A 25,153-nucleotide genomic window follows, 5' to 3' on the forward strand; every position below is an offset into this window, starting at 1 on the left:
TAGGCCTCAGAGGCCCTCGGGCAGGGGCCACGCGGTCTCGACGTCGGCCGGACGCCCCTTGCGGCGCAGGAAGTCGTTGAAGGAGACCGCCCAGTCCCGGTGCGCCGCCGCCTGGAAGGCGACGAGCCCGTCCGCGTCCAGGCGCGCGACCTCCGGGTGGGTCCGCAGGATCGCCTCGAGGACGTCGAGGGTCGCCGCGACGTCGACCTCCGCGGTGTGCAGCGCCTCGTCGACGACGACGCCGTAGACCGCGCACAGGTCGCCCAGGCGGCGCTTGCCCCGGCGGTAGCGGTCCACCTTCCTGTCCAGGACGAGCGGGTCCAGGACCGGTCCGAGCCCCCGGCCGAGGCGGTCCCGGAGCGTCGGCAGCCCGTGACGGGCGAGCTCGGACTCCATGAGCGTGAGGTCGTAGGACCCGTTGAAGGCGACGACCGGCGTGCCCTCGGACATCGCCGCGGCCAGGCGGGCCGCGACCTCCTCGAGGACCTCCTCCACCGGGCGCCCCTCCGCGCGGGCGCGCTCCGTCGAGATGCCGTGCACGGCCGCCGCCCCGGCCGGGATCTCGACCCCGGGGTCCGCCAGCCACGTGACGACCTCCTGGTCGCGGCCGCCGTCTGGCCGCCGCGGCCCGCGTGACACGAGCGCCGCCGTCACGAGGCGGTCCGAGCGTGGGTCGACGCCCGTCGTCTCCGTGTCGAAGCCGAGGAGGGGTCCGTCCGCCCAGGAGGCGGGGGAGGGGCTCGTGGCGCGCTGCTCGCTCATGGGGCGAGTGTGCCACCGGGCCACGACACGTCGGGGCGTCCGCTGACGGCCCGCTACGATCGCGCCATGAGCGGTGAGATCGAGATCGGGCGCGGGAAGCGCGCCCGCCGGGCCTACTCCTTCGACGACATCGCGCTCGTGCCCGCGCGGCGCACGCGTGACACCGCCGACGTCCGCGTCGGCTGGCAGATCGACGCCTACCACGTGGACCTCCCCGTCATGGCCGCCCCCATGGACTCCGTCATGAGCCCGGCCACCGCCATCATGCTGGGGCGCCTCGGCGGCATCGGCGTCCTCGACCTCGAGGGCCTGTGGACCCGCTACGAGGACTCCGAGCCCGCCCTCGAGCGCATCCGCACGGCGGGCCCGGAGGAGGCGACCCGCGTCCTCCAGGAGGTCTACGCCAGCCCGGTCCAGCCCGACCTCATCCGCGCCCGCCTCGCCGAGATCAAGGAGGCCGGCGTCGTCGTCGCGGGCCGCCTCTCGCCCGCGCAGACCCAGCGGCACTGGCGCACCGTCGTCGACGCCGGCGTCGACCTCTTCATCATCCGAGGCTCCGCCGTCTCCGCCGAGCACGTCTCCGGCAACGCCGAGCCCCTCAACCTCAAGCGCTTCATCTACGAGCTCGACGTGCCCGTCCTCGTCGGCGGCGTCAGCACCTACACCGCCGCCCTCCACCTCATGCGCACCGGCGCCGCGGGCGTCCTCGTCGGCCAGGGTGGCGGCGCCTCCTCCTCGGTCCGCCAGGTCCTCGGCCTCCACGCCCCGATGGCGACCGCCGTCGCCGACGTCGCCGCCGCCCGCCGTGACTTCATGGACGAGTCCGGCGGCCGCTACGTCCACGTCATCGCCGACGGCTCCGTCGGCAACTCCGGTGACGTCGTCAAGGCCATCGCCTGCGGGGCCGACGCCGTCATGCTCGGCGCCGCCCTCGCGCGCGCCCAGGAGGCTCCCGGCGGCGGCTTCCACTGGGGCAGCGAGTCCCGGCACCCGAACCTGCCTCGCGGCTACCGCAGCCACGTCGGCACCGTGGGGACTATGGAGCAGATCCTCAACGGCCCCTCGGACCGCGCGGACGGCACGCTCAACATCATGGGGGCCCTGCGCCGCACGCTCGCCACCACCGGGTACTCCGACGTCAAGGAGCTCCAGCGCGTCGACGTCGTCATCGCCCCCTACGACCCGAGCTGACGGCGAGCCGCTCCGGAACCGTCTGACGCGCGGTATATTTTCCTGCGAAACGAAGCGGTTTCCCTGCGCCGCTCCTGCCGGCGTCCGCCGGTCTCCTTCAACGACGAACGGAGTCACCGTGTCAGCAGCCACCACCGTGGCCTCGCGAACTCGCACCCGGCGGCGTCCCAAGGACGACCGGGTGCTCGGCATCGCCTTCATCATCCCGGCCGGGATCGGCCTCATCGCCTTCTACGTCTGGCCGCTCATCCGCGGCATCTGGCTGTCCTTCACGGAGTACAACCTCCTCACCCCGGAGACCTTCACCGGCGGCGCGAACTACACGCGCATGGTGCACGACTCGATCTTCTGGAACGCCGTCAAGGTGACCCTCGAGTACGTCGTCATCAACATCGGCGTCCAGACGATCATGGCGCTCGTCATCGCCGTCCTCATGCAGCGGTTGACCCAGTCGACCTTCGTGCGAGCCATCGTGCTCACCCCGTACCTCGTCTCGAACGTCGTCGTCGCCATGCTCTGGCTCTGGATCCTCGACAACACCCTGGGCATCTCCAACCAGATCATCCAGGCCATCACGGGCAGCTCGGTCAACTTCTTCTCGACCTCGCTCGCCATCCCGACGATCGCCCTCATCAACGTGTGGCGGCACATGGGCTACACGGCGCTGCTCATCTTCGCGGGCCTCCAGTCGATCCCGAACACGGTCTACGAGGCCGGCAAGGTCGACGGCGCCAGCGAGTGGACGATGTTCTGGCGGATCACCGTGCCGCTCCTGCGCCCGATCCTCGCCCTCGTCCTCATCATGACGATGATCGGCTCGTTCCAGGTCTTCGACACCGTCTCGGTCACCACCGCGGGCGGACCTGTCAACGCCTCGCGGGTCCTGCAGTACTACATCTACGACATGGCCTTCGGCCGCTTCCAGTTCGGCTACGCCTCGGCGATGGCGGTCGGGCTGCTCATCGTCCTCGCAGCCATCACGGTCCTCCAGTACCGGCTCACGCGCGCCGGCGAGACGGACCTGGACTGAGAGAGAGGGGACCGAGCATGAGCACCGCAACCGCCACCGACCTCACCGCGAGCCCCGACGCCGCCGACACCGACGGCGCCCCCGTCGGCACCCGCACGGCCGGTCGCAGGCTCTCCGCCGGCCGCGTCATCGCCTGGATCTTCATGGTCCTCGTCATGATCATCACGATTTTGCCGTTCTACTGGGTCCTGCGCACTGCGCTGTCCTCGAACGCCGGCATCGCAGCCCACCCGACCTCCGTGCTTCCCGTCGACACGAACCTGCGCGGCTTCGAGCGCGTCTTCGGGATGCAGTCCACCGCCGACGCCATCAAGGACGGCGGCTCCGGCGCCGCCCTCAACTTCTGGGTCTACCTGCGCAACTCGATCATCGTGGCGACCCTCGTGACCGTCTTCCAGGTCCTCTTCTCCGCGATGGCCGCCTACTCCTTCTCGCGCCTGCGCTGGCGCGGACGCGACGCGGTCTTCATGGTCTTCCTCGCGGCCCTCATGGTGCCGTCGATCTTCACGCTCCTGCCGAACTTCGTCCTGGTCAAGCAGCTCCACCTCGTGGACACGCTCCTCGGCGTCGCCCTCCCCACGATGTTCATGACGCCCTTCGCGGTGTTCTTCCTCAAGCAGTTCTTCATGAACGTCCCGCGCGAGCTCGAGGAGGCCGCCCTCCTCGACGGCGCCAGCAAGGTGCGCGTCTTCTGGACCCTCATCCTCCCGATGGCCCAGGCGCCCCTGTCGACCCTGGCGATCCTGACCTACATCACGGCCTGGAACGACTACTTCTGGCCCCTGCTCGTGTCCTACACGGACTCCTCACGGGTGCTCACCGTCGCCGTCGCCGTCTTCAAGTCGCAGGCGCCGACGTCGGGCACCGACTGGTCCGGCCTCATGGCCGCCACGCTCGTCGCCGCCCTGCCGATGCTCTTGCTCTTCATGGCGGCCGCGAAGCGCGTCGTCAACTCCATCGGCTTCACCGGGATCAAGTGAGGAAGGCCCATGCTCAGCGACACCATGCTCACCCGGCGCGGCGCCCTCACCGCGCTCGCGGCCTCAGCCGCCGCCCTCACGCTGTCCGCCTGCGGGTCCTCGAAGAAGGACGCCTCGGGGAAGGTCGTCACCTACTGGCTGTGGGACTCCCTCCAGCAGCCCGCGTACCAGAAGTGCGCGGACCGCTTCAAGGAGAAGACCGGCATCACGGTCAAGATCAGTCAGATCGGCTGGGACGACTACTGGACCAAGCTGACAGCCGGCTTCATCGCGGGGACCGCGCCCGACTGCTTCACGGACCACATCCAGAAGTTCGCCCAGTTCGTCGACCTCGACGTGCTCCTGCCCCTCGACAGGCAGGAGGCCTGGTCCGGCGTTGACGAGTCCGCCTTCCAGGACGGCCTCATCGACCTGTGGAAGGGCGAGGACGGCCACCAGTACGGCTGTCCCAAGGACTGGGACACCGAGGCGATCTTCTACAACAAGGACATGATCGCCGAGGCCGGCCTCGCCGACGACGACATCGCCTCGATGGAGTGGAACCCCGACGACGGCGGCACCTTCGAGAAGGTCCTCGCGCGCCTCACCGTCGACCGCAACGGCAGGCGCGGCGACGAGGAGGGCTTCGACCCGAACCACGTCAAGGTCTACGGCCTGGGCATCCAGGACTCCGGATCCGCCGACGGCCAGACCCAGTGGAGCCCGTTCACGGCCTCCGCGGGCGACTGGTACTACACGGACAAGACGACCTGGGGCACCCACTACCGCTACGACGACGAGACCTTCCAGCGGACGCTGGACTGGTACTTCGGACTCGTCGACAAGGGGTTCCTCAACCCCAACGGCGCCTTCTCCGACGCCACGAGCACGGACATCCAGCTCGGGTCGAGGTCCATCGCCATGGCCGTCCACGGCGCCTGGATGTTCAACACCTTCGCCAACCTCGACCTCAACGTCGGGATCGCGCCGACGCCGGTGGGACCGAACGGGACGAGCCAGTCCCTGTTCAACGGCCTGGGCGACTCCGTGGTCAAGGCGTCCCCGAACGCGAAGGAGGCCGCGCAGTGGGTGTCCTTCCTCGGCACGCAGGAGGCCCAGGACATCGTCGCCTCCTACGGCATCGTCTTCCCGGCGATCACGGCCTCCACCGAGAAGGCCAAGGCCGTCTTCGCCAAGACGGGGCTGCCCACGGAGCCCTTCACGAAGCACGTCGATGACGGGACGACCTTCTTCTTCCCGCTCACGTACTTCGGGGCGGACGTCAAGGCCATCATGACGCCGGCGATCGAGGCGGTCTGGGCCAACCGGGTCCCGGCGTCGACGCTCACGGAGTACAACGACCAGGTCAACCTGCTCTTCGACACCTCGACGCACGACTGAGGCTCCGACCTCGACCGCACGCACTGGCGCTCGGGCCGGTCCAGGACCTCCTGGACCGGCCCGATCCGTATCGCTGCGGTGTCATCGCGGTGACCTCGTGACGTGATCTCGGGTAGTGTGAGGGGCGCCTACCAGCCACCGGCTGGGAACCCGCCGCACCGGCTCACCGAGCCACCCGACCCGCGAGCGGTCCTCCCCTCCAGCAACTCAAGGAGCCTCACATGGCACAGGTCAACGCCACCATCGCCTCCAAGGTCGGCCTCCACGCCCGTCCCGCCGCCACCTTCGTCAAGGCGGTCGCCGAGAAGGGCGTTCCGGTCACCATCGCCAAGGAGGGCGGCGCCCCCGTCGACGCCTCCTCCATCCTGGGTGTCATGACCCTGGGCGCGGGCTTCGGCGACGTCGTCACCCTCGCCTCGGACGCCGACGGCGCTGAGGGCGCCCTCGAGGAGCTCAAGGGCCTCCTCGAGACCGACCTCGACGCCTGAGAGTCGCCTGACGCGGCGTCCGCCGCGCACTGAGTGCCCACGAGGGGGCGCGCACCGCACGGTGCGCGCCCCCTCGCCGTGCATCCCACCAGATCGCGCCGTGCCCGGGCGGCGGGGCCCCGTGCGAGGATCGCTCCGTGGACACAGCTCTCCTCGTGAAGGCGCTCGGAGCGTTCTTCGCGATCATGAACCCCTTCGTCAACCTGCCGATCTTCCTGGGGATGACCTCCGGCCAGGAGCCCGCCTCCCAGCGGCGCACCGCGCACCGGACGGTGCTGGCCACGGCGATCATGTGCGCCGTCGTCGCCGCAACCGGATCGGGTCTCCTGCGGCTCTTCGGCGTCTCGATCGACGAGTTCCGAGTCGCCGGCGGTCTCGTCCTTCTCACGATCGCCCTGGGCATGCTCTCGGGCCACGGCTCCAGCGCCCACGAGGGGAGCGGGGAGGAGAAGGCGCACCAGGCGCAGCAGGCCGCGTCGAGCGACGTCTCCTTCTACCCGATGACCTTCCCCATGCTCGTCGGCCCAGGGACGATCACCACGATCGTCGTCCTGTACTCCCAGGCGAGCGGGGCGGAGGGCTACGTCGCCGTCTTCGTGGCGATGGCGGCCGTCATCGCCCTCATGGGCGTCGTCCTCCACTTCGCGGGCTCGATCGGCCACCACATGTCGCTCACCCTGCGCACCATCATGACCCGTCTCATGGGGATGGTCCTCGCCGCGATCGCCGTGGGGATGCTGGCGGCCGGGCTCAAGGCGCTCCTTCCCGGACTTGCCGGCTGAGGCCGTACCGTGGAGCGCGTGCCCCCCCTACGATCTGGCCATGACGTTCGCCGTGACCCTGCGTCCGCTGCGCCAGGACGAGGGCGAGCTCCTCGTCACCGCGACGCTGGGCACCATGAACTGGTGCGGGCAGCGCTTCACGCGGGCGGACGTGCTGGCGGCACCCCACCTCGCCCACTACACGGTGCTCGATCCCGGGCGGGGCGACCTCGGCGTCGTCGCTCAGGACGACGCGGGCGAGGTCGTGGGAGTGGGCTGGGCACTCCTGCTACCGGAGGACGATCCCGGCTACGGGTTCATCGACGCCGCCACCCCGGAGGCCTCGTTCTGGGTCGTCGAGGGCGCGCGGGGTCACGGAACCGGCAGACGGCTCGTGCGCAGCCTCACTGACGCTGCCGCTCGTGCGGGCTGGGAGAGGCTCTCGCTGTCGGTCGAGGCCGGGAACGACGTGGCGCTCGCGCTCTACCGGAGCGAGGGCTTCGTCGCCGTGCCGGGGAGGCAGGCCGACGGCGTCATGGTTCGTCCGCTGCGTGAGCTCCCGAGGAAGGCGCTGCACGTTCGCGAGCTCTCGGCCGAGGAACCGAGGGACGTCGAGGCGCTCGCGGACCTCCTCGCCGACGACGGCGGCTACGGCCTGCGAGTCAACGGCCGCCCGCCGCAGGCCGCCGACGCCGTCGCGGTCCTCACGGACCGTCCGGCCGGTACGGACCCCGGGCAGCACCACGTCCTCGGCCTCGAGGAGGACGGCAGGCTCGACGGCGTCGCGGTCGTCATGACCGACTGGCCCACGGTGGGCACCACCCACGTCGCGCTGCTCCAGGTGCGCGGTGCGGCACAGCGGCGCGGGATCGGCCGGGCGCTCCACGATGAGCTCGTAGCCCGGTTCCCGCGGACGCGGACCTGGCGGCTCAACGTCGTCGACTCCAACGCTGAGGCACTCGGCTTCTGGGAGACGCTTGGATACCGCCGCCGCACCGGGGAGGCGCGCCAGTGGCGCAACGACGCCGGCGAGGTGCACGAGGCCTGGGTCCTCACCCGGGACCAGGACGGCGTCCCGGCCTCCTGAGCCGCTGCACGGTCGACGACGGGACGGTTCCGACCATGGACGTCCCACGGACGTCCGAGCCCACCGCGGGGCTGGTGCGGCTGCGGGTATAGCCTGGGGCCCCTGACAGCGACGGCGCTGATTCCCCAACGGAGGTACGACGGTGCACCCCACTCTCCCGATGTCCTCGGGCACCCTCATCAACGCGGCGTGGTACGACTACGTCCCGATCGTCATCTACTTCGCCTTCGTCATCGGCGTCGGTCTGGCGGCTCGTGCGAAGGCCCGGACCTCCGACGGCTTCCTCACGTCGGGCCGCTCCCTGCCGGCGTGGGTGACGGGTATCGCCTTCGTCTCGGCCAACCTCGGCGCCGTCGAGATCATGGGGATGTCGGCCAACGGGGCCCAGTACGGCATGCCGACCTTCCACTACTTCTGGATCGGCGCGATCCCCGCCATGATCTTCCTCGGGCTCGTCATGATGCCGTTCTACTACGGCTCGAAGGTGCGCTCCGTCCCCGAGTTCATGCTGCGCCGCTACGGAACGGCTGCTCACCTCGTCAACGCGATCTCCTTCGCGCTCGCTCAGCTCCTCATCGCCGGGATCAACCTCTTCCTCCTCGGGAAGATCATGAACTGGCTGCTCGGCTGGCCCCTGTGGGTGGCGCTCATCGTCGCAGCGGTCATCGTCTTCGCCTACATCACGCTCGGCGGGCTGTCCGCAGCCATCTACAACGAGGTGCTCCAGTTCTTCGTCATCGTCGCCGCCCTCCTCCCGCTCACCGTCATCGGCCTTCACCGCGTCGGCGGCTGGGGCGGGCTCAAGGAGCGCATCACCGCCGACGCGCTCACCGCGGGCACGGACCCGAACCTTCAGCTTCACTCCTGGCCGGGCTCCGCGCTGTCCGGCTTCACCTCGCCGGTGGTCTCCGTCATCGGCATCGTCTTCGGCCTGGGCTTCGTCCTGTCCTTCGGCTACTGGACGACGAACTTCGTCGAGGTCCAGCGCGCCATGGCCTCTGATTCGATCGCCGCCGCGCGCTCCACCCCGATCATCGGCACCTTCGTCAAGATGGTCATCCCGTTCCTCGTCATCATCCCGGGCATGGTCGCGGGCGTCCTCGTCAGTGAGATCGTCTCTCTCAAGGCCGGCGCCACCACCGGCGTCGAGTACAACGACTCGATCCTCTACCTCATGCGGGACGTCCTTCCGAACGGCCTCCTCGGTCTCGCCATCACCGGCCTGCTCGCCTCATTCATGGCAGGCATGGCTGCGAACATCTCGGCCTTCAACACGGTGTGGGGCGTCGACATCTACCAGCACTACCTGCGCAAGGACGCCGAGGACTCCCACTACCTGGGCGTGGCGCGCCTCTCGACCTTGGCCGCCTCCGTCATCGCGATCTTCACGGCCCTCATCGCGTCGAACTACTCGAACCTCATGGACTACCTCCAGACGCTGTTCTCGATGTTCAACGCGCCGCTGTTCGCGACGTTCATCATCGGGATGTTCTGGAAGCGGGCCACGTCTCACGCCGGCTGGTCCGGCCTGGTCGTCGGCACGCTCGGAGCCTTCGTCGTCAACCTCATGGCCTGGACCGGTGTCATGACGATGCCGGGGCAGGGAGGCGCCTTCATCGCCGCCGGCGTCGGCTTCGTCGTCGACGTCATCGTGACCGTGATCGTCTCCCTCCTTACCGAACCGAAGCCGGACGCCGAGCTGCGGGGACTCGTGTACTCGCTCACCCCGAAGGACCACTTCGTCGACGCGGCTGCGGTCGCGCTGCCGTGGTACCGGCGCCCCGTGCCCCTGGCCGTCATCTCCGGCGTCCTCGTCGTCGTCCTCAACACGGTCTTCCACTGAGTCCGCCCCGCCGCAGCACGCCAGAGAGGCAATCGAACATGCGCACGCACTCGCTTTCCGACATCCGCGCCATCATCGCGATGGTCCTGGGCCTCATCGGGCTCTTCCTCATCCTCTGCGGAGCCGTCGCCAACGGGCCGGCCGAGATGGCCAAGACCGGCGACATCAACGCCAACCTGTGGGCCGGCGTCGCCCTGCTCGTCATCGGCGGCGGCATGGGCCTGTGGTGGTGGCTCAAGCCGCTCACCCAGGGCGAGGTCCTCACGGAGGAGGTCTCCGCCGAGGAGGTGCTCTGAGCCCACCGCGCTCCTGAGACGCTCGCCTGCTCCCGCCGCCTCGCGTCCGAGCGCGACGGAGTCCTCGGGCGCCGCCCTCAGCGCGAGGAGGCGGTGCCGAGGAGGACGACTCCGATGACCGCGGCCACGACCCCGACGACGGTCACCGCGGTCTCCTTGCGGGTGCGCGTCTGGCCGAGGAGCAGCCCGATGCTCATGGGCGCCAGGGCGTCCGGGGTGGAGACGCCGGCGCCCCTGAGGATCGATGGGTAGAGCCCGTACATGAAGGCGGAGCCGATGGTCACGGTGAGGCCCGTACGGCGCTGAGCCGCCGTCGGGCCGGCTCCCGTTCCCTCGTTCCACGAGCAGGCGACGGCGCCGAGGATGACGGGGCCGAGGGCGGTGAGCCCGAGCGGCATCGCCCCGGGCGCCCGCCACTCGCCGAAGGCGATGATCCCGATGACACCGTTGAGGACGAGCTGCAGTGCGGTCGTCACCGGCATCGTGCGGCTCACTCCCCACGTGGCGAAGCCACGCAGCACGAGGATCTGCCCGCAGGACCACATGAGTCCGGACAGGACGCCGAGGAGCGACGCCTTGACGGACCAGACGCCCCCGGCGACGGTGCCGCTTCGACTGCGGGATCGGAGGGGCCTGGAGCTGCCCGGTAGGGTGCCGCTCATGACGATCATCGCCGCGGCGGACGGCTCCGCCCTCGGGAACCCCGGCCCGGCCGGCTGGGCCTGGTACGTCGACGAGTCCTGCTGGGCCGCCGGCGGCTGGCCCGAGTCCACGAACAACCGCGGCGAGCTCACCGCCCTGCTCGAGCTCCTGCGCGCCACCGCGCACACCGGTGAGGACCTGCTCGTCCAGGCCGACTCCCAGTACGTCATCAACTCGGTCACCAAGTGGATGAAGGGCTGGAAGCGCCGCGGCTGGCGCAAGGCCGACGGCAAGCCCGTCCTCAACGACGACCTCATGAAGGCGATCGACGAGGCGCTCGTCGGCCGCACGGTGCGCTTCGAGTGGGTCAAGGGCCACGCGGGGCACCCCGCCAACGAGCGCGCGGACGTCCTCGCTCGCGCGGCCGCCACCGCCTACCAGCGCGGCACCGCCGTTCCGTCCGGGCCCGGATGGACCCGTGGGGGAGCGGCGGCAGCGGCCCCGGGCGCCACCGCGACCTCGACGTCGGGCGCGTCGGCAGCGACGACCCTGCCTCGCGCCTCCGCCTCCAGCGACACCGCCGCCGTCGTCCCCGGGACGACGGCGGCGCGCCGAGCGGCGCTGCGCGCCCAGCAGGCCGAGCCCGGCACGCTCTTCTGAGCCCCTCGCCGAGATCGGGACATCCTTCCGGTGAGATCGGTCTGTTCTCCACACGGGGGGCGTCGCTGAACGGACCGACGTCGGCCGGGTCGGCATGGCCGCGACGACGTCACAGGGCGAAGTCGGCGAGCATCCGGGCGCGGCGCTCGGCGGTCGTCCGCCCGACGCCCGTGATCGGGATCCATCGGGAGCGCTTGAGGCCGCTTCTCCAGCAGATGCCCCACCTGAGGGCGGCGACGACGGGGCGGTGGAAGAGACAGCGGTACAGACCCTTCGGCGTGGACATGACCGTGACGGCGACGACCTCGACGTCCTTCTTGAGCAGGCTGTGGAAGCGGCCCTTCCCGGGCTGGGTGTGGAGGACGTTCTTGGCGTAGACGCGGTCGATGAAGCCCTTCGTGATCGCCGGCATGAGCTCCCACCAGACGGGGAGGACGAGGACGATCCGGTCGGCCTGGAGGAGCCGCCGCTGGTAGTCGGCGACGAGCGGGTCCATCTCCTGGACGGTCCGCCAGCTGACGAGGTCCTCGCGCGTCATGACGGGGTTGAAGCCGTCGGCGTGGAGGTCGATGACGTCGACGTCGTGCCCCTCGGAGTGCGCCGACTCGATGGCTCGCTCGGCGATGGCCGCCGTGCAGGACCGGTTGTGGGGAACGTTCTCCGACGCGGCGAGCGTGTACGGGTGGTCGAGGACGATGAGTGTCGTGGGCATGGTGCGCCTCCTGGGTGACGTGCCGGCCTGGTGCCGGCGGAGTGATGACGCGCGCTGGGCACCATGAGCGGGAGCCGCCCTCCGCTGGGCGAGTGGCACATCGGCACGAGTGCACCGTGAGGGGACAATCGGGGCGGACTGTCCACGAACCGGGAGGACGCATGGACCCGCGCAGCGAGCGCGTCATCGACGCCATGGCGGAGGCGATGCGGGATCTCCTTGTCGAGGAGTCCTACGAGACGGTCACCGTCTCCGCGGTGTGTGAGCGAGCGTCGGTCCGCCGGACGATCTTCTACCGCCACTTCTCCGGCAAGGACGACCTCTCGGACACCTCCTGGGCAGGCTGCGGGCCGAGATCGTCAACGGCATCGACCCGCAGGACGCGCTGCCGGTCGACGAGCTCGCGGGTCGGGTGGGCAGCGCGCTCCTCGACGCGCTGCACACGGTGCCGTGGATGGCGGGCCTGCGGCGTCGCTCCTCGACGTGGAGCATGACGGCGGGCCTCCTCGTTGACGAGGTCGCGCCCGCGCTCGCGGCGAGCCATGAGGCCCGGCTCGGCGACGCTGCGCCTGAGGACATGGAGGACCGGGCGCGGTTCCTCGCTGCCGGGATCGTCGACGCCGTCGCGCAGCAGGCCCTGCGGCCGGCCGGGCCCGGCGACGCCGCGCGCGTCGCGACGCGCGGCGTCGCGGCGGCCGTCCTCGACCGCTGAGTCCGGACAGGAACCGGCGGACGACGGTGGCGCCGCCACCGCTCAGCGGGTGCTGAGGGTGACGGCGCCGCCGTCGTGGGCTGATCGCTCGGATCAGATGAGGGTGAGCGCCTGACGGGCGATCGCCAGCTCCTCGTTCGTCGGGTAGACGATGACGGGGATGGAGGAGTCCTCCGTCGAGATGATGCGCGGGTCGGGGTTGCGCACGATGAGGTTCTTCTCGTGGTCGTACTTGATCCCCATGTAGGCGAGGCGGTCCAGCAGGTGCTGGCGGACGAACTCGTCGTTCTCGCCGATGCCGGCGGTGAAGGTGAGGGCGTCGAGGCCACCCATGATGGCGGTGTAGGCGCCGACGTACTTGAGCAGGCGGTGGATGTAGACGTCGACGGCGTCGATCGTGTTCTGGTCTCCGGCCTCGTAGAGCTTCCAGATCTCGCGCATGTCGTTCTCGCCGGCGAGGCCCTTGAAGCCGGACTCGCGGTTGAAGAGGTGGTCGATCTCGTCGATCGACATGCCGCCGACGCGGGCCAGGTGGAAGACCGCGGCCGGGTCGATGTCGCCGGTGCGGGTGCCCATCATCAGGCCCTCGAGCGGGGTGAGGCCCATCGAGGTGTCCACGGCCTTGCCGTTGACGACGGCGGACACGGACGCGCCGTTGCCCAGGTGCAGGACGATCTGCTTGAGGTCGTCGCGGCCTAGCATCTTGGAGACCTCGCCGGAGACGAACTGGTGGCTGGTGCCGTGGGCGCCGTAGCGGCGGATCTCGTACTTGTCGGCCACCTCGCGGTTGAGGGCGTAGCGGGCGGCCTCCTCCGGGAGATCCTGGAAGAAGGCCGTGTCGAAGACGGCGACGTGCGGGACGTCGGAGAGGAGCTCACGGGCGACCGCGATGCCCTTGAGGTGGGCCGGGTTGTGCAGCGGGCCCAGCGGGACGAGCTGCTCGATCCGTGCGACGACGTCGTCGTCGATGAGGGCCGGGCCGGAGAAGTACTTGCCGCCCTGGACGACGCGGTGGCCGACGGCGACGACGTTGGCGTCCTTGAGGGAGGGCCCCTGCTCCTCGAAGAGGCGCAGGACCTCGGACAGACCGAAGCCGTGGTCCGGGACGGGCTCCTCGACGACGAACTTCTCGCCGTCGTGCTTGTGCGTGATGATGCCGGTCGGGTTGCCGATCTTCTCGACGTTGCCGTTGGCGAGGTTCTCACCGGAGTCGGGGTCGACGAGGGCGTACTTGATGGAGGACGAGCCCGCGTTGATGATGAGGACGGTGCGCGTGGTCATGAATGGCCTTTCGTGAGGGTCTGGTCGGTGGGGGTGGATCAGGCCTGGGCCTGGACCGCGGTGATCGCGACGGTGTTGATGATGTCCTCGACCAGGGCCCCGCGGGACAGGTCGTTGACGGGCTTGTTGAGGCCCTGGAGGACCGGACCGATGGCGACGGCGCCGGAGGAGCGCTGCACGGCCTTGTAGCCGATGTTGCCGGCGGACAGGTCTGGGAAGATGAAGACGTCGGCCTTGCCGGCGACGGCGGAGCCGGGGGCCTTCTTGGCGGCGACGGTTGGGTCGATGGCGGCGTCGTACTGGATCGGGCCCTCGACGGCGAGCTCGGGGGCCTTGGACTTGACGAGCTCGGTGGCCTCGCGGACCTTGTCGACGTCCGCGCCCTTGCCAGAGGTGCCGGTGGAGAAGGACAGCATCGCGACGCGCGGCTCGACCCCGAACTGCTTGGCGGTCTCGGCGGAGGAGATGGCGATGTCGGCGAGCTCCTCCGCGGTGGGCTCCGGGTTGACGGCGCAGTCGCCGTAGACGAGGACGCGGTCCTCGAGGAGCATGAGGAAGACCGAGGACACGATCGAGGTGCCCGGCTTCGTCTTGATGATCTGGAAGGACGGGACGATCGTGTGGGCGGTCGTGTGGGCCGCGCCGGAGACCATGCCGTCGGCGTCGCCCATGTGGACCATCATCGTGCCGAAGTAGGACACGTCCTGGACCTTCTCGCGGGCCTGCTCGAGGGTGACGCCCTTCTTGGCGCGCAGGCGGGCGAACTCGGCGGCGTACTTCTCGAGGAGCTCGGGGTCGTCGGTGGCGACGACGCGGGCGCCGGAGATGTCGAGGCCCAGCTCGGTGGCGCGGGCGCGCACCGCGGTCTCGTCGCCCAGGAGCACCAGGTCGGCGATGCCGCGGCGCAGGATCGCGTCGGCCGCGTGGAGGATGCGGTCGTCGTCGGGCTCGGGCAGGACGATCGTGCGCTTGTCCCCGCGGGCGCGCTCGACGAGCTCGGCCTGGAACATGATCGGGGTGACGACGCCGCTCGGCTCGACCTCGATGGCCTCGAGGAGGGAGTCGAAGTCGATCTCCTGCTCGAAGGTGGTGACGGCGACGTCGAGCTTGCGCTGCGATCCGCGGGCCAGGCCGCCCTCGATGGAGGCGCTCGTCGAGGCCGCCGAGAAGGTGCCGAGCGGGGAGGCCATGACGGGGAGCGGCTGCTCGAGGCCCTTGACGAGGTCGAGGGCGTAGGGGGCGGGCTCGAAGCCGCCGTTGAGGACGAGGCCCGCGAGGTTCGGGAAGCCGGCGGAGGCGTTGGCCGCGGCGATCGAGATGAGCGCGGCGGAGCGGTCGGCCGGGACGATGACGAGCTGGCCGTCCTTGAGGCGCTCGAGGACGTGGGAGACGTCCATGGCGGCCACGAGGAGGGACTCGGCCTCGCGGTCGAGGAGGGCCTCGTCGCCGGCGATGAAGGTGCCGTCCAGGGCGTTCATGTGCTCGCGGACGGTCGCGGCGCCGAGGAGCGGGACCTCCGGGAGGGTGGAGACGGTGACACCGTCGATACCGGCCAGGTTGGCGGCGACGGCCTCGCGGTCCTCAGGCTCGCACTTGTTGGCGATGACAGCGACCGTGCGGGCGTGGTGGTCGGCGAGGTCGGCGATGGAGGCCTCGACGGAGGCACGGACGCCGTCGGCGCCCTCCTGGCCGTTGACGACGAGGAGGACGGGGGCGTCGATGTTCGCGGCGACCTGCCCGTTGAGGGCGAGCTCGGGCGTGCCGGCGGCGCCGTCGTGGTCGGAGCCGTCGATGACGACGACGTCGTGCTCACGGGCGACGGCGCGGTAGGCGTCGACGATGGTCGACAGGGAGTCCTCGGGGGACTCGTAGTACTCGTCCCAGGTGACGCCGACGCAGGAGGCGGCCTCGGCGGCCGAGCCCGAGCGGGCTAGGAGGAGGTTGAGGAACGGGTCGTCCTCACGGGACTCGACGAAGGGGCGGAAGACGCCCACCTTCGCGACGACCTTGGTCAGCGAGGCGACCAGCCCGAGGGCCACGGTCGACTTGCCGGATCCGGCACTGGGGGAGGCGATGTAGATGCTTCGCGCCACGGTTTCTTCGTCCTTCTGGGTCTCGACATCGAGGTGGGGACCCCTTCGCCAGAGCCTCCCAGTGGAATTGTGCCCCCAAGGCACTGCCCCGTGCGACCGTCCGGCAGATCGGGCGGGGTGGTGCGGCCCACGTCGGCCTCAGGCGGACGGCGCCGCCGTCGTCGAGCGGAGGACGAGCTCGGGCGGGAGCACCCGCTCCGTACCTGCCGCTGTGCTGGCGGCCGTGTCGAGCAGGTCGAGGGCCGCCGACACGAGCGCCTCCGCGTCCTGACGGACGGTGGTGAGGCCGAGCGCCGCGACGGCGGGAGAGGGGCCCGAGCCGGCGTCGTCGAAGCCGGTCACCGAGACGTCCTCGGGCACGCGCAGGCCCCCGGCGCGCAGCGCCTGGATAGCCCCCAGGGCGAGAGCGTCGTTGGCGGCGACGAGCGCCGTCGACCGGCTCCCCCCGCCGTGCCGGGCTCCGGAGAGCCGCAGCATCTCGCGGCCGACCAGGACGCCGGCGGACTCGTCGTAGGCGGTGGCCGGCACCTCGTGCGCCTCGACCCCGAGGGACTGGGCCTCGTCCAGGGCGGCGTCGGCGCGGACGTCCCCGCTGCGCCGGCCCACGACTCGAGTGACGAGGAGGCTGCGGTGTCCGAGGCCGACGAGGTGACGCACCACCTCACGGATGCCTGCGTCGTCGTCGGTGTGGACCGAGCCGACGGCGCCGTCCAGGCTCGCGGGTGGGTACGCGCCGACGAAGACCGCCGGCCCGCTCATGAGCAGGGCCGCGGCCGCCTCGTCGACCGGGGCCGAGGAGATGACGAGGACGCCGCGCACGCGCTGCGCCCGGAGGGTCCTCAGCGCCCGTGCCAGGGGCACGGAGGCCGAGGCCATCGTGAGGACGAGGTCCTCGCCGCGTGCCGCGACAGCCTCGTGCGCGGCGTCGAGGACCCGTGCGGTGAAGGCGTCGTGCCCGTCGAAGACGACGCCGACCAGCCTGCCGCCGCCCGAACGCAGCCGGGCCGCGTTCGAGTCGGGGGAGTAGCCCAGCTCGGCGGCCGCGGCGAGGACCTTCTCCCGGTTGGCCGGGGAGGCGCCGGGCTTGCCGGACAGGACGAGGGAGACGAGCGCGCGCGAGACGCCAGCGCGGCGCGCGACGTCGACCATCCGCACGGGACGGCCCTCGCGCGGGGGCAGCGGGAGGTGTCGGGCGGCGGGCACGTGAGCAGCCTACGGCGCCCCGCTATCCTGAGCCTCGTGACGACCACCCCTGACAACGCCGACCAGCCGGTCGTGGACGAGCTCACCCCCGTGGGCCCCGTCCTCGTCGTCGACTTCGGCGCCCAGTACGCCCAGCTCATCGCCCGCCGGGTGCGCGAGGCCTCCGTCTACTCGGAGATCGTGCCCTCCTCGATGTCAGCCGCGGACATGCTTGCCAAGCAGCCCGCCGCCATCATCCTGTCCGGCGGTCCCTCCTCCGTCTACGCCGACGGCGCCCCGAGCCTCGACCCGGCCGTCTTCGACGCCGGCGTCCCCGTCCTCGGCATCTGCTACGGCTTCCAGACGATGGCCCAGACCCTCGGCGGAAAGGTCGGCCGCACCGGCACCCGCGAGTACGGGCACACCGAGGCCACCGTCGAGGACGGCTCCTGCCTCTTCGCCGGGACGCCGCTCGAGCAGACCGTGTGGATGAGCCACGGCGACGCCGTCCAGGCCGCCCCCGAGGGCTTCACGGTCACCGCCTCCACCAGCCAGACGCCCGTCGCCGCCTTCGAGGACCGCGAGCGCCGTCTCTTCGGCCTCCAGTGGCACCCCGAGGTCATGCACTCCGAGTTCGGGCAGAAGACCCTGGAGAACTTCCTCCACGACGGTGCCGGCATCCCGGCCACCTGGACCGCCGGCAACATCATCGAGGAGCAGGTCGTCGCGATCCGCGAGCAGGTCGGCGACGCCCACGTCATCTGCGGCCTGTCCGGCGGCGTCGACTCCAGCGTGGCCGCGGCCCTCGTCCACCGCGCCATCGGCGACCAGCTGACCTGCATCTTCGTCGACCACGGTCTCCTGCGGGCCGGTGAGCGCGAGCAGGTCGAGAAGGACTACGCCGAGGGGATGGGCATCCGCGTCATCACGGTCGACGAGTCCGAGCGCTTCCTCACCGCGCTCGCGGGCGTCACGGAGCCCGAGACGAAGCGCAAGATCATCGGCCGCGAGTTCATCCGCTCCTTCGAGGCCGCCCAGCGCCAGGTCATCGAGATGGTCGGCGCCGAGGGCGGGGAGATCAAGTTCCTCGTCCAGGGCACGCTGTACCCCGACGTCGTCGAGTCCGGTGGTGGTACCGGCGCAGCCAACATCAAGAGCCACCACAACGTCGGCGGCCTGCCCGAGGACCTCGACTTCGCCCTCATCGAGCCGCTGCGCACCCTGTTCAAGGACGAGGTCCGCGCCATCGGTCGCGAGCTCGGCGTGCCCGAGAAGATCGTCGCCCGCCAGCCCTTCCCTGGGCCGGGCCTGGGCATCCGCGTCATCGGAGAGGTCACGCGAGAGAACCTCGAGATCCTGCGCGCCGCCGACCTCATCGCCCGCGAGGAGCTCACCGCCGCCGGCCTCGACGAGGAGATCTGGCAGTGCCCGGTGGTGCTGCTGGCGGGCGTCCGTTCGGTGGGCGTCCAGGGCGACGGCCGGACCTACGGTCACCCGATCGTCCTGCGCCCCGTGTCCAGCGAGGACGCCATGACGGCCGACTGGACGCGCCTGCCCTACGACGTCCTGGCCCGCATCTCGACGCGCATCACGAACTCCGTGCCGGAGGTCAACCGCGTCGTGCTCGACTGCACGAGCAAGCCGCCGGGCACCATCGAGTGGGAGTGAGCGCAGGGTCTCGATCTTGAGGCTGCGCTGACGGACCGCCCCGGCGCCGGATCGAAGGATCCAGGCACCGGGGCGGTTCCGCGTATCGCCCCCGAGATCGGGACTCGTTGACCCCGAGACCGGGACTTGGTGCGCCGTGAGCTTGGCCCGATCCGCCGTCGTCCAGCGAGCGCTCCGTCCGCGGTGTGGTTGCTCGCGCACCCGCGCTGTCGAGGGAGGTGCCGATGGCGCGATCCGGTCTGTAGGCTCGATCTCAGAAGAGCCAATCCCGGCCAAAGGACCTGACGACGATGACGACGCCCACGACCCCCACCACTCCGCCCAACCCCGGCACCGCTCTGCTCACCGGCTCCTACGGCGGGCTCGGCACCTGCTTCGCCCAGATCCACGCCCGCCGCGGCGGCGACCTCGTCCTCGTCGGCCGCAGTCAGGACAAGCTCGATGCCCAGGCCGCCGGACTCACCCGGACCTACGGCATCACGGCCCGCACCATCGCCGTCGACCTCTCCACCCCCGAGGCCGCCGAGACGATCCACGCCCAGTGTCAGGAGTGGGGCATCGTCCCCGACCTGCTCATCAACAACGCCGGCTTCGGCGGCCAGGGCGACTTCTCCCGTGAGCGCACGATGGACCAGGACCTGTCCATGATCGCCGTCAACATCGAGACCCCCACGCGCCTGGCCAAGCTCTTCCTCCCCGAGATGATCGAGCGCGGGAGCGGCCGACTCCTCAACGTCTCCTCCACCGCCGCGCTCCTGCCCGGCCCCCTCCAGGCCGTCTACTACGCGACCAAGGCCTACGTCACGAGCTGGTCCAACGCCCTCTGGCACGAGCTCAAGGGCACAGGCGTCACCGTCACCGCCCTCATGCCGGGCGCCATGCAGACCGGCTTCATCTCCACCGGGGGCCTCTCCGAGACCAAGATGTTCGCCAACGCCGTGGACCCCATGAAGGTGGCCCAGGACGGCTACGACGGCGCACTGGCCGGCGAGCTCAACGTCGTCTCCGGGCTGCCCCGCTGGCAGAAGCCCATGATGACCCTCGCCCCGGTGCTGCCGCGCAAGGCGATGATGGGCTTCGTCGCCGACCAGCAGTCCGCTCCCGCCAGGTAAGGCATCGGCCCGCCACGGGGCTGGCGGCTGGGGTGCCAGGCACCACGAGGGTCTGGCGCCCGGGACCGGGGCGGCCGACGATAGCGCCATGGAGTACACGACCCTCGGCCAGACTGACATCACCATCCCGCGCCTGTGCCTCGGCGGCATGAGCTTCGGGAAGGTCTTCCCGGACTTCCACCAGTGGGTCATCGACGAGGAGGGAACGCAGGCGGTCATCGCCCGCGCCGTCGACCTCGGCGTCAACTTCATCGACACCGCCAACACCTACGCCCACGGCACCAGCGAGGAGTACATCGGCGAGTCCCTGAGGAACCTCGGTGTGGCGCGCGAGGACGTCGTCCTGGCCTCCAAGGTCTTCTTCAACGAGGGACACCTGTCCCGCGAGGCCATCAACCGGGAGATCGAGGGCACGCTCAAGCGCCTCGGCACCGACTACCTCGACCTCTACATCATCCACCGCTTCGACTACGACACGCCGATCGAGGAGACGATGGAGGCCCTGGACGGCCTCGTCAAGACCGGCAAGGTCCGGGCTCTCGGCGCCTCCGCCATGTACGGCTACCAGCTCCACGACATGCAGGTCGTCGCGGACCAGAACGGCTGGACCCGCTTCTCCAGCATGCAGAACCACTACAACCTGCTCTACCGCGAGGACGAGCGCGAGCTCATCCCCGTCACGCAGGAGTACGGCATGAGCCTGACCCCGTACAGCCCGCTCGCCTCCGGTCACCTCACCCGCCCGACCTGGGACTCCGACTCGATCCGCTCGACGACGGACGGCACGATGCGCAACAAGTACGACGCCACCCGCGAGCTCGACATGCCCGTCATCGAGCGCGTCGCCCAGGTCGCCGAGCGCCACGAGGTGCCCATGGCCCACGTCGCTCTCGCCTGGCACTGGGCCACGGGCGTCGCCGCCCCGATCGTCGGCTGCTCCCGTCCGAGTCGCGTCGACGACGCCGTGCGCGCCCTCGACCTGGAGCTGACCGCCGAGGACCTCGAGCTCCTCGAGGAGGCGTACCGGCCCCACGAGCTCGTCGGCCTCATCCCGCGCCCGGGGGAGAGGGCCCTCGCCGGCAGCACCGCGACCCGGGTGCCCGACCGGCGCTGAGAATCCGGCTCACAGCGCGCCGTCGTTCCTGATGGGCACGGTGGCGCGTCGTCGTCGGCAGCGGAGCCGCACCGGTGCGACGGTCGTCCTCACAGGCCCCACGGCGTGAAAGCGAGCGCCGGCGCGATGAGGATCGCCGCCGGCGCCTCGCAGACCGTCACCGTCAGGGCGGACCTGGCCGACCTCGCCTCCTTCGACGCGGCTCGGGTCGCCACCGTCCTCGAGTCGGGCGACGACGTCGTCCGCGTCGGCACCTCGAGCCGCGACACCGTTCCCGCCGCGGTCGTCGACCTCCGTGAGACGGCGATCGTGCGCAAGGTCCACGACGTCCTCGGTGACCCCGGCTTCACCGACTTCAAGCCCGCCTCGCCCGTCGCCGTCGCCGTCGACGTTCCCGCGGACGCGCCACGCCTCGCGCTCGAGCCGTCCGTCGTGCGCCGTGAGGACACCACCCAGCCCGTCGACCTCAGTGACGCGCTCGAGCTCGTCCGGTCCCTGTCGGACGAGGACCTCTCGTACATCGTCCTCGGCCAGTACGCCGAGACCGCGGACTCCCAGTCCATCATCGGCCAGGCCTCCGACGCCCTCGTCGGGGCGGAGATGGACTACTTCGGCGCTCACCTCTGGCTCGCCCCGGCCTTCGACCTGCACCGCTCCATCCTGTGCGGTCGCAACTTCGAGTACCTGAGCGAGGACCCGCTCCTGGGCGGGCGGATCGCCGGCGGCGTCACCCGCGGCGTGCAGTCGCACCCCGGCCGCGGCGTCACGGTGAAGCACTTCGCGTTCAACGAGCAGGAGACGAACCGGCTCAACTCCAACAGCCACGTCTCCCAGCGCGCCGCCCGCGACCTGTACCTGCGCACCTTCGAGTACGTCGTCAGGGAGACCCAGCCGCACGCCATCATGACGTCCTACAACCTCGTCAACGGCGTCCACACCTCGCAGTCGCGCGAGCTCCTCGAGGACGTCCTCCGCAGTGAGTGGGGCTTCCAGGGGCTCGTCATGACGGACTGGGTCGTCTACTCGATGACCCGCACGAACCTCAAGCACCCCCGGGCGACGGCAGCCGCCACGATCAAGGCCGGCAACGAGCTCTTCATGCCCGGGTGCGAGGAGGACCGCAAGGACGTCATCGCCGGACTCACCGGTGGGGCCGAGGGCGGCGTCGCGCTGAGCAGGGCCGACCTGGAGAAGGCGGCCGCGCGAGTGGTGCGGATGGCCCGCCTGCTCGGGAACGCGGCCGCGCCCGCCACCCGTCAGAAGTGAGACCGGTGCTCGGTCGCGCCTGACGCGCTCAGGCGCGACCGAGCCGTGCCCCGCTCCCCGGACGGCGCAGGGGGGCGGGATCGAGGCGCAGCGCCGCGTGGTGCGCCACGCGCCACGAGGACGGACCCGGTCCCGGGCGCCGTGGATCTTGCGGAGGAGCAGACATGACACTGACGCCGGCCGCTCGTGCGACCTACACCCGACTGTTCGGGACTGAGCCGCAGCGGCACCCCACCGACCCTGAGGCGATGGAGATCCTCCAGAACGAGATCTTCGGCGAGGTCTTCGCGACGCCTGGCCTGACCGACGCCGAGCGCGAGCAGCTCACCGTCGCCGTCCTCGCCGCCATGCAGACCCTGCCCCAGCTGAGGGCGCACCTGAACGCCGCTCTCAACGTCGGCCTCACGCCCCTGCAGCTGCGCGAGACGCTCTACCAGCTCGCCCCCTACATCGGTTGGCCCAAGACCCTCAACGCCACCACGACCCTCGCCGAGGTTCTCAAGGACCGCGGCGTCGAGCTCCCTCTCGAGGAGGCCGGCACCGTCGCCTACGAGGACCGGGAGACGGCTGGCGCCGCCATCCAGGAGCCCCTCTACGGCACCGAGGTCAAGGAGGTCTTCGCCTCCCTGCCCGAGCCCTACGGCGATTTCCTCCCGCACCTGCTCACCGCCAACGGCTTCGGCGACGTCGAGACCCGCGGGGTCCTGGACGTCGCGAACCGCGAGCTCGTCAGCCTCGTCGCCATCGCGGCCCTCGGTGCCGCCACCCAGCTCAAGCCGCACGTCGCGGGTGCCATCAAGGCCGGCAACTCCAGGCAGAAGGTGACCGGGGCCCTCGTCCAGGTGCTGCCCTACATCGGCGGCCCCTACGCGCTGTCCGGGCTCGTCCTCGTCGCCCAGTACGACGAGAACGCCTCCTCGGAGGCCTACCGCTGAGACGCTCACCGGCTTGAGAGCGTCGCCCGCGTCGATCTTCACGGTCGGTGCGGGCGACTGGCGTCCGCACCGTGGACCTTTCCGTGAGCACCCGCGTCATCGAGTGGCGCGGTCCGGCCCCCTCCTACTTCGCGCCCCTCGATGACGGCGCCGTCGACGTCGTCCGTGAGGAGCTCGCTGCCCTGTCCTACGGCTGGGACTGCTTCTACGCGGAGGTGACGCTCCTGCCCGGCACTGCGGAAGCCGACGACGACGCCCCGGGCGACGGCGCTGCCGGGGTGGGCGAGCCCGTCACCTGGCGCACCGCCCTCATGCCGCACGACGGCGGCTTCGTCATCCCGCTCAAGAACGCGATCCGGAAGCCCGCCGGGCTGTCAGCCGGAGACGCCGTCGACCTCGTCCTCCACGTGCCGAACCCCTGAGGTGCTTAGGGCCGCTGCGCGCGCAGGGGCTCGTAGTCGGCCAGGACCGGGCGTGGCCGGGCGATCATGACGCCGTAGGTGCCCGGAAGGTCCATGAGCTCACCGAGGTCCGCCGGTGGTCCCGTCTGCCAGGAGAAGCCGGCCTCGTCGACCATCCAGCCGCAGATCTCCCGGGTCCGTCGGCAGCGCGTCGAAGAACCCGTCGACCTGCTCCTGCCGCGTGGCCAGGACTATGAGGGACACGGCGGAGGTGAAGCCGAAGTCCTGCTCGCCGCCGTTGTCCATCGCCTGCACCGGCAGGCCCGCCAGCACCGCCGAGCCATGGAGGAGCGCATCCGCCTCGTCGGAGCCCTCTCGCTGGTAGCGGGCGATCGGGTCCAGGTGCGTGTCCTCGTCGGGGTAGAGGCGCCCGATGACCTCCACCTACCTGTGCAGGGCGGTGACGCGCTCTGCGGCGTCCGGGACGAGGTCGGCGTCGATCGCGACCGAGACGGAGATCGCGGGGGAGAGGGCGAAGGTGTCGTCGGCGTTGATGCCGGAGAGCTCGAGGCCGCACACGCGGTAGCGGACCTCGAGCGGCGCGCCCGCGAAGCCCTTCTGGAAGTCGGGGAGGTCCTCGCCGGTGGGGTAGTGGGTGACGGTGACGAGCCCCGTGGCGGCCTCGTCACCTGCGAGGTCCCCGAGCGTCGAGCGGAACGCCTCGACGTGGAAGCGGGCGCCTTCGAGGGCGTCGTGGTCGAACCAGATCGCCGGGACGATGCGTTGGTACGGCGCGGGGACCTGCTGCGTCATGCCTCGCAGGCTCCCTGCGGGGCAGACTGGCCCCATGAGCACCGCCGAGACCTCCCAGTCTGCCGCCGCGACCGACGGCGCGACTGCCTCTGCGACTGACGCCGCAACCGACTCGGCGTCCGCGCCGCACCGGACCGTGTTCGTGACCTCCTACGAGGGCGCGCTCGGTCCGATGACCCTCGCGGCCGCCGTCGGCGAGGAGCTCCCCGAGGGCGGTGCGCTCACGGGCGTCTGGTTCGACGGGCAGGCCCACGACCGCGCCGGACTGCCCGACGACGCTGTCACGGTCGAGGCGGGGGAGCCGGAGGAGCCCGCTGTGCTCGGCCGGGCTCGCGCGTGGCTCGACGTCGCGCTCGCGGGCGGCGACCCGGGTGAGCGGCCGGCGCTCGCGCCCTCCGGTACCGGTTTTCAGGAGCTCGTCTGGGAGGAGCTGCGCGCCATCCCGCGTGGGTGGACGCGCACCTACGGGCAGATCGCCAAGGCCGTGACCGAGCGCGCCGGCCACTACGTGTCCCCGCGCGCCGTCGGGGGAGCGGTCGGGCGGAACCCGCTCAGCGTCGTCGTCCCGTGCCACCGTGTCGTGGCCGCCGACGGCGCGCTCACCGGCTACGCCGGAGGCACCGACCGCAAGACGCGCCTGCTGCTCGCCGAGGGCGTCGACCTGCCCGGTCCGGAGCTCCCGCAGGACTCCCTGCCCGGGCTGTGAGGCGCTGCATCGAGCCGGCGCCCGAGCTCGATACCGGG

General features: G+C 70.8%; 27 protein-coding genes. 19 read left to right on the forward strand and 8 right to left on the reverse strand.

Annotation, left to right across the window (positions count from 1 at the left end; translation table 11 throughout):
- Positions 1 to 6: 6 nt before the first annotated feature.
- Entirely contained in the window at positions 7 to 762 is a 756-nt protein-coding gene (locus IXW69_RS01890; RefSeq protein ID WP_194784695.1) for an exonuclease domain-containing protein, read from the reverse strand.
- Between the two features lie 66 nt (positions 763 to 828).
- Between IXW69_RS01890 and IXW69_RS01895 the strand changes: the two genes are divergently transcribed.
- From IXW69_RS01895 to IXW69_RS01935, 9 genes are all read left to right on the forward strand, one after another.
- Positions 829 to 1,953, forward strand: coding sequence for a GuaB3 family IMP dehydrogenase-related protein (locus IXW69_RS01895; RefSeq protein WP_194784696.1), 1,125 nt, complete (start codon positions 829 to 831; stop codon positions 1,951 to 1,953).
- 118 nt (positions 1,954 to 2,071) lie between these two features.
- Complete coding sequence (locus tag IXW69_RS01900) at positions 2,072 to 2,983, forward strand: carbohydrate ABC transporter permease (RefSeq protein WP_194784697.1); 912 nt, start codon at positions 2,072 to 2,074, stop codon at positions 2,981 to 2,983.
- A 17-nt stretch (positions 2,984 to 3,000) separates the two neighbouring features.
- Entirely contained in the window at positions 3,001 to 3,963 is a 963-nt protein-coding gene (locus IXW69_RS01905; protein WP_194784698.1) for a carbohydrate ABC transporter permease, read from the forward strand.
- Positions 3,964 to 3,972: 9 nt separating this feature from the next.
- Positions 3,973 to 5,343: an ABC transporter substrate-binding protein gene (locus IXW69_RS01910; protein ID WP_194784699.1), complete on the forward strand. Its 1,371-nt coding sequence runs from the start codon at positions 3,973 to 3,975 to the stop codon at positions 5,341 to 5,343.
- Positions 5,344 to 5,564: 221 nt separating this feature from the next.
- Positions 5,565 to 5,831, forward strand: a complete 267-nt coding sequence (locus IXW69_RS01915) for an HPr family phosphocarrier protein (RefSeq protein ID WP_194784700.1) — start codon at positions 5,565 to 5,567, stop codon at positions 5,829 to 5,831.
- A gap of 137 nt (positions 5,832 to 5,968) precedes the next feature.
- Positions 5,969 to 6,613, forward strand: a complete 645-nt coding sequence (locus IXW69_RS01920) for a MarC family protein (RefSeq protein WP_194784701.1) — start codon at positions 5,969 to 5,971, stop codon at positions 6,611 to 6,613.
- Positions 6,614 to 6,653: 40 nt separating this feature from the next.
- A complete protein-coding gene (locus tag IXW69_RS01925) occupies positions 6,654 to 7,679 on the forward strand; it encodes a GNAT family N-acetyltransferase (RefSeq protein ID WP_194784702.1) in 1,026 nt (341 codons plus the stop codon).
- Between the two features lie 160 nt (positions 7,680 to 7,839).
- Entirely contained in the window at positions 7,840 to 9,522 is a 1,683-nt protein-coding gene (locus tag IXW69_RS01930) for a sodium:solute symporter family protein (protein ID WP_194784794.1), read from the forward strand.
- Positions 9,523 to 9,560: 38 nt separating this feature from the next.
- Positions 9,561 to 9,818: a hypothetical protein gene (locus tag IXW69_RS01935; protein ID WP_194784703.1), complete on the forward strand. Its 258-nt coding sequence runs from the start codon at positions 9,561 to 9,563 to the stop codon at positions 9,816 to 9,818.
- A 77-nt stretch (positions 9,819 to 9,895) separates the two neighbouring features.
- Here IXW69_RS01935 and IXW69_RS01940 read toward each other — a convergent pair whose 3' ends face one another.
- The gene (locus tag IXW69_RS01940; RefSeq protein ID WP_194784704.1) at positions 9,896 to 10,480 is read right to left on the reverse strand and encodes a GRP family sugar transporter; all 585 of its coding nucleotides are present in this window, start codon (positions 10,478 to 10,480) and stop codon (positions 9,896 to 9,898) included.
- On the opposite strand from IXW69_RS01940, the gene IXW69_RS01945 reads away from it, so the two are divergent.
- Positions 10,479 to 11,120, forward strand: coding sequence for a ribonuclease H family protein (locus IXW69_RS01945; protein ID WP_194784705.1), 642 nt, complete (start codon positions 10,479 to 10,481; stop codon positions 11,118 to 11,120). The genes IXW69_RS01940 and IXW69_RS01945 overlap by 2 nt on opposite strands.
- A 109-nt stretch (positions 11,121 to 11,229) precedes the next feature.
- Here the strand turns inward: IXW69_RS01945 and IXW69_RS01950 are convergent, their stop codons facing one another.
- Entirely contained in the window at positions 11,230 to 11,832 is a 603-nt protein-coding gene (locus tag IXW69_RS01950) for an NAD(P)H-dependent oxidoreductase (RefSeq protein ID WP_194784706.1), read from the reverse strand.
- Positions 11,833 to 12,038: 206 nt separating this feature from the next.
- Here IXW69_RS01950 and IXW69_RS12155 point away from each other — a divergent pair, with 206 nt between their 5' ends.
- Both IXW69_RS12155 and IXW69_RS01960 read left to right on the forward strand, forming a co-directional pair.
- Positions 12,039 to 12,326: a helix-turn-helix domain-containing protein gene (locus IXW69_RS12155; protein ID WP_407646517.1), complete on the forward strand. Its 288-nt coding sequence runs from the start codon at positions 12,039 to 12,041 to the stop codon at positions 12,324 to 12,326.
- Positions 12,245 to 12,544 (forward strand): hypothetical protein, encoded by a 300-nt coding sequence (locus tag IXW69_RS01960; protein ID WP_194784814.1) that lies wholly within the window; start codon positions 12,245 to 12,247, stop codon positions 12,542 to 12,544. Before IXW69_RS12155 ends, IXW69_RS01960 begins: the two co-directional genes overlap by 82 nt.
- A 93-nt stretch (positions 12,545 to 12,637) precedes the next feature.
- Here the strand turns inward: IXW69_RS01960 and IXW69_RS01965 are convergent, their stop codons facing one another.
- The 3 genes from IXW69_RS01965 to IXW69_RS01975 form a co-directional block, all read right to left on the reverse strand.
- Entirely contained in the window at positions 12,638 to 13,825 is a 1,188-nt protein-coding gene (locus tag IXW69_RS01965; RefSeq protein ID WP_194784708.1) for an acetate/propionate family kinase, read from the reverse strand.
- Positions 13,826 to 13,863: 38 nt separating this feature from the next.
- Positions 13,864 to 15,918: a phosphate acetyltransferase gene (gene pta / locus IXW69_RS01970; protein WP_194784709.1), complete on the reverse strand. Its 2,055-nt coding sequence runs from the start codon at positions 15,916 to 15,918 to the stop codon at positions 13,864 to 13,866.
- A 138-nt stretch (positions 15,919 to 16,056) separates the two neighbouring features.
- Complete coding sequence (locus IXW69_RS01975; protein ID WP_194784710.1) at positions 16,057 to 17,121, reverse strand: LacI family DNA-binding transcriptional regulator; 1,065 nt, start codon at positions 17,119 to 17,121, stop codon at positions 16,057 to 16,059.
- 90 nt (positions 17,122 to 17,211) lie between these two features.
- Between IXW69_RS01975 and guaA the strand changes: the two genes are divergently transcribed.
- The 6 genes from guaA to IXW69_RS11970 all read left to right on the forward strand — a co-directional run bounded on the left by guaA (position 17,212) and on the right by IXW69_RS11970 (position 23,617).
- Positions 17,212 to 18,768, forward strand: a complete 1,557-nt coding sequence (gene guaA, locus IXW69_RS01980; protein WP_194784795.1) for a glutamine-hydrolyzing GMP synthase — start codon at positions 17,212 to 17,214, stop codon at positions 18,766 to 18,768.
- A gap of 290 nt (positions 18,769 to 19,058) precedes the next feature.
- Positions 19,059 to 19,880 carry an SDR family NAD(P)-dependent oxidoreductase gene (locus IXW69_RS01985; protein WP_194784711.1) on the forward strand — a complete coding sequence of 274 codons (822 nt, stop codon included), beginning with the start codon at positions 19,059 to 19,061 and terminating at the stop codon, positions 19,878 to 19,880.
- Positions 19,881 to 19,968: 88 nt separating this feature from the next.
- Positions 19,969 to 20,994, forward strand: a complete 1,026-nt coding sequence (locus IXW69_RS01990; RefSeq protein WP_194784712.1) for an aldo/keto reductase — start codon at positions 19,969 to 19,971, stop codon at positions 20,992 to 20,994.
- A 126-nt stretch (positions 20,995 to 21,120) separates the two neighbouring features.
- Complete coding sequence (locus IXW69_RS01995) at positions 21,121 to 22,260, forward strand: glycoside hydrolase family 3 N-terminal domain-containing protein (protein WP_194784713.1); 1,140 nt, start codon at positions 21,121 to 21,123, stop codon at positions 22,258 to 22,260.
- Between the two features lie 164 nt (positions 22,261 to 22,424).
- Positions 22,425 to 23,195 (forward strand): carboxymuconolactone decarboxylase family protein, encoded by a 771-nt coding sequence (locus IXW69_RS02000; protein WP_194784714.1) that lies wholly within the window; start codon positions 22,425 to 22,427, stop codon positions 23,193 to 23,195.
- 83 nt (positions 23,196 to 23,278) lie between these two features.
- A complete protein-coding gene (locus IXW69_RS11970) occupies positions 23,279 to 23,617 on the forward strand; it encodes a DUF1905 domain-containing protein (RefSeq protein WP_323745117.1) in 339 nt (112 codons plus the stop codon).
- 99 nt (positions 23,618 to 23,716) lie between these two features.
- On the opposite strand, the gene IXW69_RS02010 is transcribed toward IXW69_RS11970, so the two are convergent.
- Both IXW69_RS02010 and IXW69_RS02015 read right to left on the reverse strand, forming a co-directional pair.
- Positions 23,717 to 24,040, reverse strand: coding sequence for a VOC family protein (locus IXW69_RS02010; protein ID WP_194784716.1), 324 nt, complete (start codon positions 24,038 to 24,040; stop codon positions 23,717 to 23,719).
- Complete coding sequence (locus IXW69_RS02015; RefSeq protein ID WP_194784717.1) at positions 24,041 to 24,409, reverse strand: VOC family protein; 369 nt, start codon at positions 24,407 to 24,409, stop codon at positions 24,041 to 24,043.
- Between the two features lie 34 nt (positions 24,410 to 24,443).
- Between IXW69_RS02015 and IXW69_RS02020 the strand changes: the two genes are divergently transcribed.
- Positions 24,444 to 25,115 carry a methylated-DNA--[protein]-cysteine S-methyltransferase gene (locus tag IXW69_RS02020; RefSeq protein WP_228524507.1) on the forward strand — a complete coding sequence of 224 codons (672 nt, stop codon included), beginning with the start codon at positions 24,444 to 24,446 and terminating at the stop codon, positions 25,113 to 25,115.
- Positions 25,116 to 25,153: the final 38 nt, after the last annotated feature.

The sequence above is a fragment of the Actinomyces haliotis genome (assembly GCF_015355765.1).
Lineage (GTDB): Bacteria > Actinomycetota > Actinomycetes > Actinomycetales > Actinomycetaceae > Actinomyces > Actinomyces haliotis.

What these genes read in the sequence shown, in the direction of transcription:
- IXW69_RS01985 (WP_194784711.1), top strand. Translation starts at nt 19,059, where the DNA reads ATGACGACGCCCACGACCCCCACCACTCCGCCCAACCCCGGCACCGCT.
- IXW69_RS01925 (WP_194784702.1), top strand. Translation starts at nt 6,654, where the DNA reads ATGACGTTCGCCGTGACCCTGCGTCCGCTGCGCCAGGACGAGGGCGAG.
- IXW69_RS01910 (WP_194784699.1), top strand. Translation starts at nt 3,973, where the DNA reads ATGCTCAGCGACACCATGCTCACCCGGCGCGGCGCCCTCACCGCGCTC.
- IXW69_RS12155 (WP_407646517.1), top strand. Translation starts at nt 12,039, where the DNA reads ATGCGGGATCTCCTTGTCGAGGAGTCCTACGAGACGGTCACCGTCTCC.
- IXW69_RS01940 (WP_194784704.1), bottom strand. Translation starts at nt 10,480, where the DNA reads ATGAGCGGCACCCTACCGGGCAGCTCCAGGCCCCTCCGATCCCGCAGT.
- IXW69_RS02015 (WP_194784717.1), bottom strand. Translation starts at nt 24,409, where the DNA reads ATGACGCAGCAGGTCCCCGCGCCGTACCAACGCATCGTCCCGGCGATC.
- IXW69_RS01990 (WP_194784712.1), top strand. Translation starts at nt 19,969, where the DNA reads ATGGAGTACACGACCCTCGGCCAGACTGACATCACCATCCCGCGCCTG.
- IXW69_RS02020 (WP_228524507.1), top strand. Translation starts at nt 24,444, where the DNA reads ATGAGCACCGCCGAGACCTCCCAGTCTGCCGCCGCGACCGACGGCGCG.
- IXW69_RS01930 (WP_194784794.1), top strand. Translation starts at nt 7,840, where the DNA reads ATGTCCTCGGGCACCCTCATCAACGCGGCGTGGTACGACTACGTCCCG.
- IXW69_RS01995 (WP_194784713.1), top strand. Translation starts at nt 21,121, where the DNA reads ATGAGGATCGCCGCCGGCGCCTCGCAGACCGTCACCGTCAGGGCGGAC.
- IXW69_RS01905 (WP_194784698.1), top strand. Translation starts at nt 3,001, where the DNA reads ATGAGCACCGCAACCGCCACCGACCTCACCGCGAGCCCCGACGCCGCC.
- IXW69_RS01935 (WP_194784703.1), top strand. Translation starts at nt 9,561, where the DNA reads ATGCGCACGCACTCGCTTTCCGACATCCGCGCCATCATCGCGATGGTC.
- IXW69_RS01890 (WP_194784695.1), bottom strand. Translation starts at nt 762, where the DNA reads ATGAGCGAGCAGCGCGCCACGAGCCCCTCCCCCGCCTCCTGGGCGGAC.
- IXW69_RS01965 (WP_194784708.1), bottom strand. Translation starts at nt 13,825, where the DNA reads ATGACCACGCGCACCGTCCTCATCATCAACGCGGGCTCGTCCTCCATC.
- IXW69_RS01895 (WP_194784696.1), top strand. Translation starts at nt 829, where the DNA reads ATGAGCGGTGAGATCGAGATCGGGCGCGGGAAGCGCGCCCGCCGGGCC.
- IXW69_RS01915 (WP_194784700.1), top strand. Translation starts at nt 5,565, where the DNA reads ATGGCACAGGTCAACGCCACCATCGCCTCCAAGGTCGGCCTCCACGCC.
- IXW69_RS01945 (WP_194784705.1), top strand. Translation starts at nt 10,479, where the DNA reads ATGACGATCATCGCCGCGGCGGACGGCTCCGCCCTCGGGAACCCCGGC.
- IXW69_RS01950 (WP_194784706.1), bottom strand. Translation starts at nt 11,832, where the DNA reads ATGCCCACGACACTCATCGTCCTCGACCACCCGTACACGCTCGCCGCG.
- IXW69_RS02000 (WP_194784714.1), top strand. Translation starts at nt 22,425, where the DNA reads ATGACACTGACGCCGGCCGCTCGTGCGACCTACACCCGACTGTTCGGG.